General features: G+C 62.5%; 15 protein-coding genes. 2 read left to right on the top strand and 13 right to left on the bottom strand.

The window, feature by feature from the left end; all coding sequences use genetic code 11:
* Positions 1-901: cache domain-containing protein (locus EN984_RS04490; protein WP_348630223.1), on the bottom strand; the 901-nt coding region annotated here is incomplete at its 3' end.
* A 152-nt stretch (positions 902-1053) separates the two neighbouring features.
* Here EN984_RS04490 and EN984_RS04485 point away from each other — a divergent pair.
* On the top strand, positions 1054-2382 hold the full coding sequence (locus EN984_RS04485) for a dicarboxylate/amino acid:cation symporter (RefSeq protein ID WP_127270823.1): 1329 nt from the start codon (positions 1054-1056) through the stop codon (positions 2380-2382).
* 69 nt (positions 2383-2451) lie between these two features.
* On the opposite strand, the gene EN984_RS04480 is transcribed toward EN984_RS04485, so the two are convergent.
* The 12 genes from EN984_RS04480 to EN984_RS04425 all read right to left on the bottom strand — a co-directional run bounded on the left by EN984_RS04480 (position 2452) and on the right by EN984_RS04425 (position 14048).
* Positions 2452-3480: an ROK family protein gene (locus EN984_RS04480; RefSeq protein ID WP_127270821.1), complete on the bottom strand. Its 1029-nt coding sequence runs from the start codon at positions 3478-3480 to the stop codon at positions 2452-2454.
* A complete protein-coding gene (locus EN984_RS04475; RefSeq protein ID WP_127272187.1) occupies positions 3477-4199 on the bottom strand; it encodes a ribulose-phosphate 3-epimerase in 723 nt (240 codons plus the stop codon). The genes EN984_RS04480 and EN984_RS04475 overlap by 4 nt, the downstream gene beginning before the upstream one ends.
* Positions 4196-5029 carry an alpha/beta hydrolase gene (locus EN984_RS04470; protein ID WP_127272188.1) on the bottom strand — a complete coding sequence of 278 codons (834 nt, stop codon included), beginning with the start codon at positions 5027-5029 and terminating at the stop codon, positions 4196-4198. Before EN984_RS04470 ends, EN984_RS04475 begins: the two co-directional genes overlap by 4 nt.
* Entirely contained in the window at positions 5029-5847 is an 819-nt protein-coding gene (locus tag EN984_RS04465; RefSeq protein WP_127266564.1) for a sugar phosphate isomerase/epimerase, read from the bottom strand. Before EN984_RS04465 ends, EN984_RS04470 begins: the two co-directional genes overlap by 1 nt.
* Positions 5847-6923, bottom strand: a complete 1077-nt coding sequence (locus tag EN984_RS04460) for a Gfo/Idh/MocA family oxidoreductase (RefSeq protein ID WP_127266565.1) — start codon at positions 6921-6923, stop codon at positions 5847-5849. Before EN984_RS04460 ends, EN984_RS04465 begins: the two co-directional genes overlap by 1 nt.
* Before the next feature lie 11 nt (positions 6924-6934).
* The gene (locus EN984_RS04455) at positions 6935-7756 is read right to left on the bottom strand and encodes a sugar phosphate isomerase/epimerase (RefSeq protein ID WP_127266566.1); all 822 of its coding nucleotides are present in this window, start codon (positions 7754-7756) and stop codon (positions 6935-6937) included.
* A 63-nt stretch (positions 7757-7819) separates the two neighbouring features.
* Positions 7820-8662: a carbohydrate ABC transporter permease gene (locus tag EN984_RS04450; RefSeq protein ID WP_127266567.1), complete on the bottom strand. Its 843-nt coding sequence runs from the start codon at positions 8660-8662 to the stop codon at positions 7820-7822.
* A 5-nt stretch (positions 8663-8667) separates the two neighbouring features.
* On the bottom strand, positions 8668-9564 hold the full coding sequence (locus EN984_RS04445) for a sugar ABC transporter permease (RefSeq protein WP_023808791.1): 897 nt from the start codon (positions 9562-9564) through the stop codon (positions 8668-8670).
* Positions 9565-9701: 137 nt separating this feature from the next.
* Positions 9702-10949: a sugar ABC transporter substrate-binding protein gene (locus EN984_RS04440; RefSeq protein ID WP_127266568.1), complete on the bottom strand. Its 1248-nt coding sequence runs from the start codon at positions 10947-10949 to the stop codon at positions 9702-9704.
* 110 nt (positions 10950-11059) lie between these two features.
* Positions 11060-12205, bottom strand: coding sequence for an ABC transporter ATP-binding protein (locus tag EN984_RS04435; protein ID WP_127266569.1), 1146 nt, complete (start codon positions 12203-12205; stop codon positions 11060-11062).
* A gap of 88 nt (positions 12206-12293) precedes the next feature.
* Complete coding sequence (locus EN984_RS04430; RefSeq protein ID WP_127266570.1) at positions 12294-13244, bottom strand: PfkB family carbohydrate kinase; 951 nt, start codon at positions 13242-13244, stop codon at positions 12294-12296.
* A 3-nt stretch (positions 13245-13247) separates the two neighbouring features.
* Positions 13248-14048: a class I fructose-bisphosphate aldolase gene (locus EN984_RS04425; protein ID WP_127266571.1), complete on the bottom strand. Its 801-nt coding sequence runs from the start codon at positions 14046-14048 to the stop codon at positions 13248-13250.
* Between the two features lie 162 nt (positions 14049-14210).
* Between EN984_RS04425 and EN984_RS04420 the strand changes: the two genes are divergently transcribed.
* Complete coding sequence (locus EN984_RS04420; protein ID WP_127266572.1) at positions 14211-14972, top strand: DeoR/GlpR family DNA-binding transcription regulator; 762 nt, start codon at positions 14211-14213, stop codon at positions 14970-14972.
* Positions 14973-15162 lie beyond the last annotated feature (190 nt).

Here is a 15162-nt window from a genome sequence, read left to right as displayed (position 1 = left end):
GGAGCGGCGGCGGCTCGAAGCCTGCATCGGCCAATTGGAGATGCTCGTGGGCTGCGGCGGTGTCCTCGGCCGACAGTGGCGCCAGCGCACGGAACCGCCAGTCGGGCTGGCTGGTAGCCAGCACCACGCCGCGTTCATCAGTGATGAACACAAGGAAACCGCTGGAACGCCAATTGGCTTCGACGCCGTCGAGTTCGACCTTCAGCACCGCAACGCCAAGCGGCTTGCCGCCATCGTCGACGCGGCTGGCAAGGTACAGCCCCGGTCTGCCGCTGATTGTGCCGAGGCCATATTGGCTGGCAGCACCCTTGCTCATCGCTTCCTGGAAATAGTGCCGAAAATTGTAATCGATGCCGACAAAGCTCGCCGGTTCGTCGGCATTGCTGGCTGATATGGCGATGCCTGCCGTATCGATGATGTAGATGGCGGATGCCGAGGCATCGCCGGCAATCGACTTGAGCTTGTCGTTGAGGGCCTTTTCTTTCATTTTTCCGGCCCGGCGCAGAGCGCCGCGCACCGCATCGTCTCTGGCCAACACCAGTGGAACCAGGCGCTGCTTTTCGATTTCGCCGGTCAGGGTTCCCGCCGCCAGCGGCAGTGCGGCGAGTGCCGTCTCGCGCAGATTATCGGCCGCCTGGCCGGAGGCGATGCGCCCGGCAATGGCAATCACGCCGGCCAGAAAGGCAAGAGCGACGACCACGGCAACCCAGCGGCCATCGCGCAGCCGCGCCACGGCCTCGCGCAGCAATCCACGGCCGGCAAATCCGGGGGATCCGCTATCGGTGCCTGCTTGCGGCGTCTGCCCTCTCCCCTTTGCTCGCGGCCTTTCGGCCAGTGTAATGCGAAAATCCGCCCAGGCAAACACTGCCTGTGCGGAAATCCGCACAGGCTTTGGCCGCATGACGTCAGACAAAGGCGGAAATCCCGTGGTTCCGGCCTTTCCGCGAACTGGCACAGCGCTTGCAAAACTCCCTGGCAGCGGCGTGCGACCGGAGCGCCGCGATGGGAGAAGTCACGCAGGGCGCTCCGCCCCATCCGGCCAGGGAGAGTTCGATGCACATCGCAGACCATTCAGGCGCGTCTTCCGCGCAGCGCAAGCCTTTCTATGCCCAACTCTACGTGCAGGTGCTCGTCGCGATCACCGTCGGCATCCTGCTCGGCCATTTCTATCCGTCGGTCGGCGAGAGCATGAAGCCGCTCGGCGACGCCTTCATCAAGCTGGTCAAGATGATCATCGCCCCCGTCATTTTCCTGACCGTGACTACGGGCATTGCCGGCATGAGCGACCTGCAGAAGGTCGGGCGTGTCGCCGGCAAGGCGATGCTCTATTTTCTCACCTTTTCGACGCTGGCTCTGATCATCGGCCTTGTCGTCGCCAATGTCGTGCAGCCGGGCGCCGGCTTCAACATCGACCCGGCGACGCTCGACGCCTCGACCATCAGCAATTACGCCGCCAAGGCGCACGACCAGTCGGTCACCGGGTTCCTGATGAACATCATCCCGTCGACCATCGTCGGCGCCTTCGCCGACGGCGACATCCTGCAGGTGCTGTTCTTCTCGGTGCTGTTCGGCATCGCGCTGGCGTTGGTCGGCGACAAGGGCACGCCCGTGCTCAATTTCCTGCAGGCGCTGACGACACCGATCTTCAAGCTGGTCAGCGTGCTGATGAAGGCGGCCCCCATTGGTGCCTTCGGCGCGATGGCCTTCACCATCGGCAAATACGGCATCGGCGCGGTGATCAATCTCGCTATGCTGGTCGGCACCTTCTACGTGACGTCGTTCCTGTTCGTGTTCGTCGTGCTTGGCGCGGTCTGCCGCTACAACGGGTTCTCCATCCTGTCGCTGATCCGCTATATCAAGGAAGAGCTGCTTTTGGTGCTGGGCACCTCCTCATCGGAAGCCGCCCTGCCCTCGCTGATGGAAAAGATGGAGAAGGCCGGCGCCAAGCGCTCGGTCGTCGGCCTGGTCATCCCAACCGGCTATTCCTTCAACCTCGACGGCACCAACATCTACATGACGCTGGCGGCGCTGTTCATCGCACAGGCGACCAACATCCACCTGTCTATGGGTGACCAGATCCTGCTGCTGCTGGTGGCCATGCTTTCCTCCAAGGGTGCCGCCGGCATCACCGGGGCCGGCTTCATCACCCTTGCCGCGACGCTGTCGGTGGTTCCGGCGGTGCCGGTCGCCGGCATGGCGCTGATCCTCGGCGTCGACCGCTTCATGTCGGAGTGCCGGGCGTTGACCAACTTCGTCGGCAATGCTGTCGCCACGCTGGTGGTGGCTCGCTGGGAAGGCGAACTCGACAAGGCCAAGCTGGCCAGAGCGCTGGCGGGCACGGCCGACGATAGCCTGCCGGCGGACGTTGTTCCCGCCGAGTAATGACGCGCGGTCAATGCGTAAAAGGCCGGAGGCGTGCTGCCTCTGGCCTTTGTCATGCAGGTCGCAACGTCAGACCGTGCCGGTCTTGCTCAGCGGCGTGTCCGGAAACGTGCTTGGGCCGACAGGCATGCGGGCTGCCAAAGTGCCCCCGTCGTCGAACAGCACAAGGCTGGCGGCGCCGACGAGCCCGGCATGGCGGCCAAGCTGGGCCTGAACGACCGGCACGTCGCGATAGGCGCGCATGGCCCGTTGCCTGATGGTCGCCTCGATGGTCGGCAGCATCAGATCGAGCCCATTGGCGATGCCACCGCCGACGACCAGCACATCGGGCGAATAGAGATGCAGGAGATTGGTGAAGCCAACGCCCAGCCAGCGCGCTTCCTCCTCCAGCAAGGCCGAGGCAAGAGCGTCCTGCAGCCGTGCCGCCTCGACGACATGGCGGCCGGTCACCTCCGCGTCCGCTGACAAGCGTCGCAAGGTAGAGCCGTCTCCGGCTGCCGTGGCGGCGCTGGCGCGGCGGCCAAGTGCCGTTCCCGACGCGATGGCCTCGAAGCAGCCAACGACACCGCATACGCAGCGCTCGCCTTCATTGGTGATGGTCATGTGACCGATCTCGGCTGCAAGGCCACGGCGGCCATGCAGGATGCGCCCGTCGACGACGACACCGCCGCCGATGCCGGTCGAAACCGTGACAAAGACCAGCGAGCGAGCGCCATGACCGGCGCCGAAGCGCCATTCGCCGAGCGCCGCGGCATTGGCGTCGTTCTCCAGCCGCACCGGCAGGCCGAGCCGCCGTTCCAGGATGTCGGCAAGCGGCACGTCCAGCCAGCCGGCGAGCGTCGGCGGGCCGACGGCGATGCCGGCCAGCGGATCGAGCGGCCCCGGTGCACCGACGCCGACGCCGACGACCGAAAGTGCCGGGGCCTCGGCATGGACTGTCGCCGCCAACGCCTCGATCTGGCCGATCACCACATCGGGACCGGCCAGCGCCTGCGTCGGCACCGCCGCGAATGCCAGGATCTTGCCGTCGCGGTCGACCAAGGCGGCGCGAAGCTCCGTCCCGCCAAGATCGATCGCAAGGGCGGCTTCTGATGTCATGCCGCGACCTTCAAGCCGTGCAGCCAGCCGATGCGGCCGGCGAGATCCTTGTCACCGAAGGCGAGCGAACCGAGAACCACGGTTTCGGCCCCGGCGGCACGCAGCAACGGCACGGTCTCGTGGCGGATGCCGCCATCGGCCGCCAGAACCACTTGCGCCTCGCGGCCGGCCTCTCTCAGGATGGCGCGGGCAGCGCCCAGCCTGTCGCAGGCCTTGTCCGACAGGCTCTGTCCCTTGACGCCGATTGCGGTTCCAAGAAGCGTCACGAAGGCGACTTCCGGGACGAAGGCCGTCACCGCTTCCACAGGCGTCTCCAGCCTGAGTACGACGCCGGCCTCGGCGCCGAGCTCCCGCGCCAGCCGCACGGCGCGCAATCCGGCTTCGCCATTCTCGGCATGGACGCTGATCATGTCGGCGCCGGCTTCGATGAACTGGCGCGTCTGCGCCTCGACGATTGCTTCATCGACCATCAGGTGGACATGGATGGGTTTCGCCGTCAGCCCTGCGATGCGGGCGACGAGATCGGGGAAGAACAGGAAGGACGGTGCGAAATGACCGTCCGCCACATCGATATGATGAAGATCGACATAGGGCTCGATGCGCTTCAAGTCGTTTTCGAAATTGGCGAGATTGGCCGACCAGAGCGAGAATTCGGCGATCATCCGGTCGCGCGGCAATGCGGCGATGGCGGCCGGGCCTGAGAGAGGTTTCGAGGTCATGACTGGTCCTGGTTGTTGAAATTCATGTCGAGAAAGTCCGCGATGGCGGCGCGAATTTCGGCGAAATGGCACTCCTTGTCGGTGGCCTTCGGCATCACCTCGGCAAAGGTCGCATTGGGGATGGCGTCGGCGAGGCTGCGGGCGGCGGCCAGCGGATGGACGAGATCGATGCCGCTGCCGATGACGAGCGTAGGGAACGCAAGGCTGGCGGCGGCTGCCCGCGTCACGCCAGGTCCATCCTCTGCGATCGCCTGCATCACCTCGGCGAAGACGGGCGCGTTTTCGCGCGCGAAGAAGCCGAGCAGGGAAGCAAGATTGTCCGGCGCTTCGGTGCGAAAGCGGGCGGCCGTCGCGGACGCCGCGAAGATATCTCGCGCCTGCGATAAAGGACGGCTGCGGATGAGCTCCGCCACTTCCACGTAAGGGCGCATGTTTTGCGGCGCCGCCTCGAAAGCCCAGGCAGGGCGCACAAGCACGAGACCGGCGACCCGGTCCGGGTGCCGGACGGCAAGCTGCAAGGCAATGGCCGCACCCATCGAGATGCCGCCGGCGACGAAACGGTCGAGGCCGGCCGCATCCGCGGCGGCCAGCACATCATCGGCGAACATCGCGATCGAAAACGGGCGCTTGCTACCGGCGCCGGAACCGCCCTGCGCGCGGCATTCGACGGTCAGCCGACGGTATGAAGGACCATCGGGAAAGTTCTGCGCGACCTGCGCTGCGTCACCGCCGAGGCCATGCTGGAAGACGACGGGAAGCCTGCCCTGCCCCGTGTCGAAGACACGAAGCGCTGCATCGTCGCGAAGCAGGATCGTCGGGGCGACGCCCATCAGAGGAGCCTTCGCAGAAAGGCGGCGACATCGGGGGCTTCGTCGGCGGACAGGCCGTGGGTGACAAGCGGTCCGTCGAAGCCCGCTGCCTTTAGCCGTGCAACAAAATCAGGAAAATCGACAATGCCTTGTCCTGATGTGGCAAAGCGACCGTCACCATGACGGTCCTTGGCATGCGCCATGGCGATGTGGCCGGCGGCCTCGTCGATCGCGGCGGCAACGATAGCGCGCGCCTCGCCGGGCGTGGCGTGTTCGAACAGGTTTGCCGGATCGAGCACGATCTTCAGATGCTTCGATCCCATCTCGGCGATCAGCCGGGTCGCATCCCTGGCCGAGGTGACGATGTTGGCCTGCTCAGGCTCGATGCCGAGATCGACACCGGCACCTTCGGCCAGCGCCAGCGCCTTCGCCATCTCGGCGGCCATGTCGGACCAGGCGGCCGGATCGGCATTGTCGGGATGATAGGCCCACTGATCGGCGGCGTTGCGCGAGCCGGTGCAGAGCGTGACCAGCGGGATGCCGAGGGCAGCAGCAGCCTCGATGACAACGGCGAGGCGCCTGAGGCCGTCGTCGCGCACGGCTTTGTCGGGATGCGCCATGTTGTAGGTGCCCGACAGTGCTGCGAGTGAAACGCCGTTCGACTGCGCGGCGGCACGGACGGAGGCGATGGCGTCCGCCGGCACAGCATCCGGCATCGACGGCAGGCCGGCACAGGCCAGATTGAACTGCGTCGTCTCATACCCAGCTTGCCGCACCGCAACCAGCACGGCGGCCGGATCGGTGCCGGCAAAGGTCTTGGCGAAAATGCCGAGACGCATCACACCGCCCCCGACACCGAGGCGAGTTCGACTCGCTCGCCTGATTCCACCGAACGCGCGATGGCGACCATGGCGCGGATCGAGGCGATGCCGTCCTCGACATTGGCGCCACGCATCGGCGTGCCGTTCAGCACCGTGTCGGCAAGACCTTCCAACTGGCGGCGGAAGAAATGGCCATCGGCGCCGAGCGGCTTGTGGGCCGTGGCGGTCTTCTCGTGAAATATCTCCACCTCGCTGGCGCGGAAGTACCAAGGGTTGAATGTCCTGGCGATAACGGAGCCGTTCTCGCCATAGAGCTGAAAACCTTCGTGCCAGTCCATGCGCACGGCAACCGTCAGGTCGAGATGGCCGAGCGCGCCGCTGGCGAACTCGGTTTCGACGAACCAGCAATAGGCGCCGAATTTCTCATTGAGGCGGGCGCGCACGGCGACGATATCGCCGCACAGGAAACGCGCCGTGTCGACGAGATGCGAGCCATGGGCCAGCATGAAGTATTGCCTGAGATCGGCCTTGGGATTTCCGGCTGGCTTCCTGGCTAGCCTGCTGGTGACGGGCAGCGGCTGCACGGCATCGGTGTTGGTGTAGCGATGGGTGGAATCGCAGTACCAGGCCTTCAGCGCCAGCACTTCGCCGATCTCGTCGCGAACGAAGTCGCGCGCGGTCTCCAGTGCCGGATCGAAGCGCTTCATGTGGCCGACCTGCAGGATCTTGCCCGAGCGCCTGACCGCTTCGGCCAGCGCCTCGCCCTCCTCGACCGAGGTGCCGATCGGCTTTTCACAGAGAACATGCTTGCCGGCGTTGAGCGCCCTGATCGACATCGGCACATGATAGGCGTCCGACGTGGCGACGATCACCGCTTCCAGCTCGGGATCGGCGAGCATTGCCTCATAGTCGGAATACATTTTCTGCGGTTCGTAAGTGGCGCCCATGCGCGCAAGCAGATCGGGTGCCGCGTCGCAGATGGCGTAGAGGTCGGCATTGCCGGCTTTCACGCAGGATTCCAGATGCGCGAACTGCGCGATGGGGCCGCAGCCGAGCACGCCGACCCTGAGGCGTCTGTCCTGTTTCTTGATCATCGTCTCGTTCTTCAGGCGCCGTAGCTGCGCATAGTCTGGCGGTTGGTCTTGACCGCGCCGGCAGGATCGGCGGCGGCCGTTTCGGATTCTTCCTCCAGCACCAGCCAGCCGTTGAAGCGCGGTGCGGTGTTGGCGATCTCGATGACCGCAGCCGTGGCGCAGACGCCCTTGCCGAGCATGGCCCAGGTACCGTTGGCATCGACGTCCTTGAGGTGGATGTAGCGGATGCGGTCGCGGTAGGTGCGCAGTGTATCGGACATGTCCTTGTGGCCGCGCAGGATATGGCCGGTATCCGGTACCCAGCCGACCAGGTCGGGGTCGAGCAAGGCAAAGATCGTGTCGTAGTCGGCGCGGTCGAACAGCAGCGTGTTGTGGTGGGAGCTAGGATGCAGGGCAACCTGGACGCCGGCCTTGCGTCCGAGTTCGCCGGCCTTGTTGTAAACCTCGGCGGCGATGGCGAACTTATCCTCGCGCGGGCCGTCGGACACCACCGTGGCCGAGCCCATCGATACCAGCGCATTCGGGAAGGCGGCGGCGAAATCGATCCAGCGCTTGGCGGTTTCGAGGTCGGCGCCGATCTCCTCCTTCAGCGTAAAACCACTGTTCGAGCCAAAGGCGAAGGAAACCAGCGTCAGCCCCGACGCCTTCAGCGCGGCGGCGAACTCCTCCGGCTTGTCGCCATAATGTCCGATCATGGTGTCGGTGATCTCGATGCCGGCATAGCCACCGTCAGAGATCGCCTTCAGCAGATCGTCGGGGCCGCCGGTGAACCGGTCTCCCAGCATTTCCCAGGTGAAGGTCTGGCAGCCGACTTTGAGCTCTTTCACGTTCATCCTTTCATTCCTTGGTATCGCCCATTGCTTGATGCCACCCTGCGTCGCCGTGGGATGGACATCCTACTTGACGGAGCCCGCGGTCATGCCGGCGAGGAAGTACCTCTGGGCAACGAGGTAGATGAGCAAGAGCGGTAGCGAGCCGAGCACACTCATCGCCATCATCTGGTTCCATTCGAAGGCGTGCTGACCCATCAACAATTGGATGCCGATCGGGACGGTGCGCATGGACGTTGACTTCGTCAGTGTCAGCGCAAAGAGAAATTCGTTCCAGCACAACAGGAAGGTGTAGACCGACGTCGCCACGATGCCAGGCAGTGAAATCGGGACGATCACCCGCCAAAGCGCTGTCCAACTGGTGCCGCCATCGACGGCCACGGCTTCATCGAGATCGCGGGGCAAGGTGTTCAGATATCCCGTCATCAGCAGGATCGCGTAGGGCAGCGTAAACACCAGATAAGTCAGGATCAGTGCGACATAGGTGTCGAAGATGCCGTATGAGACGACGAGCCCGAAGAAGGGGATCAAAAGTGTGATCGGCGGAATCGTCTGCGTGCTGATGATGATTGTGTTCAGGATGCCCTTGCCGCGGAAGTTGAAGCGGCTGAACCCGTAGGCCGCCAGCAGGGCGATCAGCACCGTCAGCACAGTCACCGCTCCCGCCACGAAATAGCTATTGAAGAAGAAGCGCAGCTTTACCGGGTCGCCAAGGATGGCTGCATACGCTTCCAGCGTGAAGGCCTTTGGCAGGATGGTTGGTGGCAGGGCAAAGATTTCGGTATTCGATTTGAACGAGCTGCTCAGCATCCAGTAGATCGGAAATGCCGCGAAAAAGAGCCCCGCTGCAAGCGCTACATGGAGCGCGACGGTGATCAGCCTGTCTTTCGGCGTATGCCTTTTCCTCATGATGACTACCGAGCCTTCTGATAGCGAATATAGAACAGCGTCAGGCCGAGAGAGATCAGCAAGATGACCACAGCGCTGGCTGAAGCCTGCGACAGGTTGTAGCTCGAAAACGCCAGCTTGTAGGTGTAGGTGCTGAGGACCTCGGTCGAGTAGATCGGGCCACCGCCCGTCGTTATCCAGATTAATGGGAAGACCTGCATGGTCCAGATGAAGTCGAGCAGCGAGATGCTGATGATGATCGGCATCAGCTGCGGAATGGTGATGAAGATCAGCTTCTGGTAGGCTTTCGCCCCGTCGATATCGGCAGCCTCGTAGAAATCCTTGGGAATGCCCTGCAAACCCGCGAGCAGGCTGACCATGAAGAGCGGATAGCCCGCCCAGATGTTGGCAAAGGTGACGGCGTGCAGCGCGGTCTCAGGCGAGGAAAACCATTCGACCTTGGAACCGATGATGCCGATTTGCATGAGAATGCTATTCACGACACCGTTCGGCTCAAGCAGCAGGCGCCAGATCACGGCGATAATCACCGCGGTGAACAGCCAAGGCAGTATATAGAGCACGCGCAGGATATTGCGCAGCGTCGGATTGATGCGGTCGCTGTTCAGCATGAGCGCGAAGGCCATGCCGATGGTCATGTGGAAAATGACACTCATGCATGTGAAGTAGAGCGTGTGCCACAGCGAAGCCCAGAACACGGGGTCGTCGAAGATCGCCTGGTAGTGTTTCAGTCCGGCAAAGGATGGGTCACGACGCAGCACCGCGCTGTTCTGGAACGAGTAGCCAATCACCGTCACCATCGGCAGCAGCATCAGAAGCCCGATTATGAGCAGCGAGGGCGACAGATAGAGGTAGGGTGCGACCGCTCGTTTGAGCTTGTGGTGAGAGCGCTTTTGCCGGGTCATGTGCCAACCTTGGGATACGCCTTCAAGAGAAGGTAAGCTTCAAAAACAGGTCCACTCAAATTGCCGATCCGTTGTTGCCGGGTGGCCTGCCCGAAGTCAGGCCACCCGGTCGAAGTCAGCAAACGGGAACAGGCCGATCAGAATTTCGCCATCCAGCCCTTCTGAGCGGCGGCGGCTGCTTGTTCCGGAGACTGCTCGCCGGCGAGCATCTTTTGGGCTTGCACGTCGAACTGGGTCATCAGGTCTTCTGCCACCGGCAGGCCCGTGAACTCATTGGCGAGATAACCGGTCTTGAAGATTTCAAAAGCCTTGCCGAAAGCCTTGTCCGAGGTCACGAAATCGGGCTTGGCGTTGACGTTGCCCGGGAAGGCGTTTGCAAGCGATACGAGCTTGGCGTTCACCTTTTCACTCATCACATATTGGACGAGTTTCCAGGCCTCTTCCTGATGTTTCGAGGCAGCAGAGATGCCGATGCCCCAGGAGGCATAGGGAAGGCCGCGCTTGCCGGTATAGTTTTCCACGACCGGGACCGGGATGAGGTCGAAGTTCAGCTTGGGATTGCGCTTGCGGATGAGGTTCACATGCGCGAGCGAGTCGATCATCATCCCGACGCGGTTGTTGACGAACTCCTCGACCTTTTCCTGCTCGGTCTTGGTGGCGATGCCGGGCGAGATGGTGCCGGCGTCGTTGAGAGATTTGACGAAGGTGAGCATATCCACCACCGGTTTGCCCTCAAGGTCCGGCTTGCCGTTCGCCATCATCGACTGACCCGAAGCCCAAACCCACGACATCATGTCGTTCTGAACGCCGGATGGCGTTTGCAGCGACAGGGGCAGCACCCAGCCATACTGATTCTTGTCGGCGATCGTCATCTTCTTGGCGGCTTCGAGAAACTCCGCACGGGTCGACGGCAGCTTGGTCACGCCTGCCTGGGCAGCAAGGTCCAAATTCACGAAGACCGGATAGACGAAGGAAGCCACGGGAAACATCACCGCCTTGCCGTCCACCTTGACGATGTCCGCGACCTGGCTCTTGTCGAAACCGCTCGCATCCATCATCGGATTCATGTCGGCGAGTGCGCTCTGCGCATTCAGATTGTTCACCCAGGCACCGTCGAGACCGACGACGTCGCTGAGCGTTCCGGTTGCAGCACCAACCGAGATCTGGTCACGCGTGGTCGCGTAGGGGCCGCTGACCAGCGTCACTTTGATTCCGGGATTTGCGGCCTCGAAGTCATCCATGATTGCCCTGAGCGAGCCGGCCGGCAATTCGGGCTCCCACCATTGGGTGAATTCCAGCGTCGTATCCGCCATGGCGCCGGTTGCGCCAAGCAACCATGCGGCCGCGGCTATTTTCAGCATCGCGGGTTTAATGCGAAACGTCATTTTCTCCTCCTTCTTTATATTCGCCCGCACAATGCGGCCGATCGTCTGATTATTCAGAAGTCTTCTTACGCAGGCGCCTCACCCTCACCCGCGGGTCTTATCGCTGATATTCAGATTGCCAGATGCGTCTCCGGGTCGAAGAAATGGAGCTTGGTATCATCCAGGGCCAACCTGATTTCCGAGCCGGAGCGGACCGTGCTGGTCGGTTCGAATTTCGCCACCGCATTCGACGCCAGGCCGAAATCCTGCACCGCGTCAGGGTCGCCGGAGTCCACCCGGACCGCGTCGATGTCGAGATGGACGATTTGTTCGGATCCAAGTTCTTCGATCGAGGTCACCTTTGCCGGTATCGTCTGATACTTGCGGCCGGATTCGAGGCTGCTGTCATAGAGATCCTCCGGTCGTATGCCGAACACGACCTTGCGCCCCGCATACGACTTCAAGCCCGGCCTGCGCACGAAGGCTGCATCCTGCAGCCGAATGGCCAGGGCGCCGGACATCAGTTCGTCGCCCGTCAGGGTCGCCTCGAAAAGGTTCATCGAAGGAGACCCGATGAAGCCGGCAACGAAGGCGTTCACCGGCGATTCATAGAGTCTCTTGGGTGTGTCGACCTGCTGCAGCACGCCGCCTTTCAACACCGCGACCCTGTCGCCCATCGTCATGGCTTCGGTTTGGTCGTGGGTCACATATATGGTCGTTACGCCGAGTTGCTTTTGCAGACTGGTGATTTCGGCGCGCATTTGAACACGCAGTTTCGCGTCCAGATTGGAAAGCGGTTCGTCCATGAGAAAGGCTGCCGGCTCGCGCACCATGGCGCGGCCCATGGCAACCCTTTGACGCTGTCCGCCTGAAAGGTTCGCGGGTTTGCTGTCCAGCAGAGACGTCAGTTGAAGGGTTTTGGCGATCTCGTCCACGCGCTTTTTGCGCTCGGCCTTCGGCTTGCCTGCCAGCCGCATCGAAAAGCCGATGTTTTCGAACACCGTCATATGCGGGTAGAGGGCGTAGCTCTGGAAGACCATCGCGATGTCGCGGTCCTTGGGCGGCATGTCGACGACGTCGACACCGCCGATCCGAAGGCTGCCGCTGGTGACGTCCTCCAATCCCGCGATCATCCGCAGCGCGGTGGATTTGCCACAGCCGGACGGCCCGACGAGAATCAAGAACTCACCGTCCTTGACCGACAGGTTCAATTGGTCGATTGCGTGAAAATTGTTCCCGTATGTCTTGCAGATATTTTCAAGAACGACTTCTGCCATATTCCTCCCTCCACAAGTCTAAGCCACTGATTTTTATGATTGTCCTCGGCTTACGTTCACCTGCGAAATTTTTCCTCGGATAGCTAGGCTATGTTCCAGTATCGAGCCGCGCATATTTCAGTTCGACTGCCGACGGCGCGTTTGTCGATGCCAGGAGTTGCTTGACCTGGTCGTCGGTCGGAAGCGCCTCGCGCCCGCCCCGCCCCGTTATCGAAACGGCCGCCGCCGCGGCCGCGAATGCGACCCGGCCTGCGGTTTCGGCCCCGCGTGTCAATGCCAGGGCATAGGCGCCATGAAAGCAGTCACCGGCGCCGGTCGAGTCGACGACGGCAACCCGGTGCGGAGGCAGGTGCCAGAGCCCTGTCTCGTCGCGTCCGCGATAGAAGACGCCCCTGCCGCCATCCGTCAGAACCACGGCGGACCGCGACGGCAACCACAATGCATCGAGTATCTCGGCCGGCGACTGGCGGCCGGTGGCGGTCCGCGCGAAGCCGAGCGGAAGAATGAGATGGTCGCAGAGCCCGATCAGTCTCTCGGTGGCCGGGCCGTGGCTCCATTCGACATCGCCGAGGATCGCAAGGCCGAGATCGCGAGCCCGAGCCACGACATCCAGCGACCCGATCCCGTAACTGTCGACGATCAGGACTGTCGCGCGGCTGAGAACCTCATCCGGAAAGTCCGGCGCGGTGCCCAGCATCGCTTCGTCGTCATACGCGATGAATCGCTCCCCATCCGAACCGACGGTGATCCGCGAGCGCACCGGGCGCGCGTGCGGGTGGCGCGGCGCAAACGCGGTTTCAACGCCGCTCGCAACGAGATCGCACAACACGGCGTCGTCGGCGGCACTGCCCAGCCATCCGACGAACCCGGCGCTTCCGCCGAGCCGCGCGACGGCGGCAAGTGCCGTCGCGACATTTCCCCCGAAAGCTCGGGCACTTTGCAGAACCTTCCCCTTGCCCGCCGACAACGGCTGATCGACATAGACGATGTCGTCGATCGCAATAGCTCCGAAGCCGAGGATTGAAGGGACGGCGGGCATGGTTCAGGCACCCGCCTTCGCCAGGGCGTCTTGCGCCGAAAGGCCGTCATGGATGACGCCCCGAAAGGCGATCGCTGCCTTTTCCGGATCGCCGTGCCCCCAGAGATTGCGGCCCACCACGGCACCGCGCGCGCCGGCACGGATGGCGTCCGCCGTCTGCTGAAGGGCGCCGAGCAGCGTGTCGGTCTTCGGACCGCCGGCGATCACAACCGGCACCGGGCAGGTCCGAATAGTCTCTCGGAACGACTCGAAATCGCCCGTGTAACCGATCTTGATCACATCGACGCCGGACTCGTAGCCGATGCGTGCCGCATAGGCGATCTCGTCGGGGGTAAAGACGATTTTTGCCCCGTCGGTGAAATCGCGAGGGTAGATATGCGCCACCACCGGCATGCCGTAACGGGCCGCAGCGTTCACCGAATCGGTCAGCCAGCGTATGTATTTGCCCTCGGTCGCGCCGCGCACCGGAATGGCCACGGCCAACGCATCGGCGCCAGCGCGCACCGCATCCTCGGGCGTTGCAATCAGTTCACTGATGCGATCGTCTGGGGTAAAGCAGCCGGCCTGGATCACCAGGCAAGCCTTGCCCGCGTATTGCGGCCACAGATGGCGCGCGGTGCCGGGCTGGATGCTGACATAGTCGGGTTTGCCTACCATGACGCGTGCAAGGGCGCCCGGCAGATCGGCAAGACCTCCTTTGCGCACGTCGCCATAGCCGACAAAGTGGTCGACCGCGCCGCCAAAAAGATTCCCCGACGGATGTGAGAAGAGGCGCGCCAGGCGCACCTTGGTTCCGAGGCTCATGAGTCCTAAACTCTCCAATCGATTGATTTCAAAATCCTGCACCCAATGTTTGCGAAAGAAAAGACAAATGCAATCTTTCGAAAGCTTTCGAATTCGCATATTTTTGGTAGAGTGAACCGAGGCCAGGGTGATTGCTTGGCGGATGGAGGCAAGGACAGGGCAATGTTGTCAGAGCAGAGACGCCAATCGATCCTGGGTGAAGTGCAACGTAGCGGACAGGTCCGCATCAAGGACCTGTCAGACGATTTTGGCGTATCGGAAGTCACGGTGCGCTCCGACCTCGAGATACTGGACCGTAAGGGACTGCTGACCAAGACCCGCGGAGGCGCGGTGACCCGGACCACGGATTCGACCACGGCCGCGTTCGCCCGGCGGATGCAAACCAACCTCGATGCAAAGAAACGCATCGCCCGGGCAGCGGTAGAACTGTTCGAGGACAACCAATCGGTCATCTTCGACGGCGGCTCGACTTTGATGCAGGTTGCCATGCTGTTACCGCCGCTCAGCAATGTCGTGGTCGCGGCCACGGCGATGAATATCGTGCAGCATCTGATGCATCGGCCCGGGCTCGACGTTCACATGATCGGCGGCCGGGTCTATCCAGACACGGTGAGCACACTGATCACCGATGCCGACACGGCTCTCGGCGGCTTGGTAGCGCATCAGGTCTTTGTTGGAGCGCATGCGATCGACTCGTCGCTGGATGTGGTCGACGTGAACGAAGACATGGCGCGAACGAAGCGAAACCTCGTGCGCATGGCCCGGCGCGTTGTCCTCCTTGCGGATTCGAGCAAATGGGGCGTCAGCGGGACGTCCAAGGCCTTTTCGCTGTCGAGCGTCGATGTCGTGATCACCGACGATAGCCTGTCGGGTCCGATACGCAGCCAGCTTGATAGGACCGGGGCCAAGGTGATCTATGCCTGACCCCGTCGCGGTCCCTGGCTGCGACCGAGTATCCAATGCGCGCATAGCCCACAGGATTCGCATCGGCGGTCGGCCGGTTTTCATGTCTGTCATTTTTCTCCTCCCAAGGCTGGCGGCCTCCCGATATCGCACCAGCATTTTCGCATGTTGTATAAAAATTTTACGCGCGTCAATATTTAAAACGTTGTAT

The sequence above is a fragment of the Mesorhizobium sp. M7A.F.Ca.CA.004.12.1.1 genome (genome assembly GCF_003997835.1).
In the GTDB taxonomy this organism is placed as follows: Bacteria; Pseudomonadota; Alphaproteobacteria; order Rhizobiales; family Rhizobiaceae; genus Mesorhizobium.
The sequence above is the reverse complement of the archived record's forward strand: the minus strand, read 5'-3'. Positions and strand labels throughout refer to the sequence as shown.

Bases quoted from the DNA above. Each gene is read 5' to 3' on its own strand.
- EN984_RS04485 (WP_127270823.1), top strand. From the start codon at position 1,054: ATGCACATCGCAGACCATTCAGGCGCGTCTTCCGCGCAGCGCAAGCCT.
- EN984_RS04480 (WP_127270821.1), bottom strand. From the start codon at position 3,480: ATGACATCAGAAGCCGCCCTTGCGATCGATCTTGGCGGGACGGAGCTT.
- EN984_RS04475 (WP_127272187.1), bottom strand. From the start codon at position 4,199: ATGACCTCGAAACCTCTCTCAGGCCCGGCCGCCATCGCCGCATTGCCG.
- EN984_RS04470 (WP_127272188.1), bottom strand. From the start codon at position 5,029: ATGGGCGTCGCCCCGACGATCCTGCTTCGCGACGATGCAGCGCTTCGT.
- EN984_RS04465 (WP_127266564.1), bottom strand. From the start codon at position 5,847: ATGCGTCTCGGCATTTTCGCCAAGACCTTTGCCGGCACCGATCCGGCC.
- EN984_RS04460 (WP_127266565.1), bottom strand. From the start codon at position 6,923: ATGATCAAGAAACAGGACAGACGCCTCAGGGTCGGCGTGCTCGGCTGC.
- EN984_RS04455 (WP_127266566.1), bottom strand. From the start codon at position 7,756: ATGAACGTGAAAGAGCTCAAAGTCGGCTGCCAGACCTTCACCTGGGAA.
- EN984_RS04450 (WP_127266567.1), bottom strand. From the start codon at position 8,662: ATGAGGAAAAGGCATACGCCGAAAGACAGGCTGATCACCGTCGCGCTC.
- EN984_RS04445 (WP_023808791.1), bottom strand. From the start codon at position 9,564: ATGACCCGGCAAAAGCGCTCTCACCACAAGCTCAAACGAGCGGTCGCA.
- EN984_RS04440 (WP_127266568.1), bottom strand. From the start codon at position 10,949: ATGACGTTTCGCATTAAACCCGCGATGCTGAAAATAGCCGCGGCCGCA.
- EN984_RS04435 (WP_127266569.1), bottom strand. From the start codon at position 12,205: ATGGCAGAAGTCGTTCTTGAAAATATCTGCAAGACATACGGGAACAAT.
- EN984_RS04430 (WP_127266570.1), bottom strand. From the start codon at position 13,244: ATGCCCGCCGTCCCTTCAATCCTCGGCTTCGGAGCTATTGCGATCGAC.
- EN984_RS04425 (WP_127266571.1), bottom strand. From the start codon at position 14,048: ATGAGCCTCGGAACCAAGGTGCGCCTGGCGCGCCTCTTCTCACATCCG.
- EN984_RS04420 (WP_127266572.1), top strand. From the start codon at position 14,211: ATGTTGTCAGAGCAGAGACGCCAATCGATCCTGGGTGAAGTGCAACGT.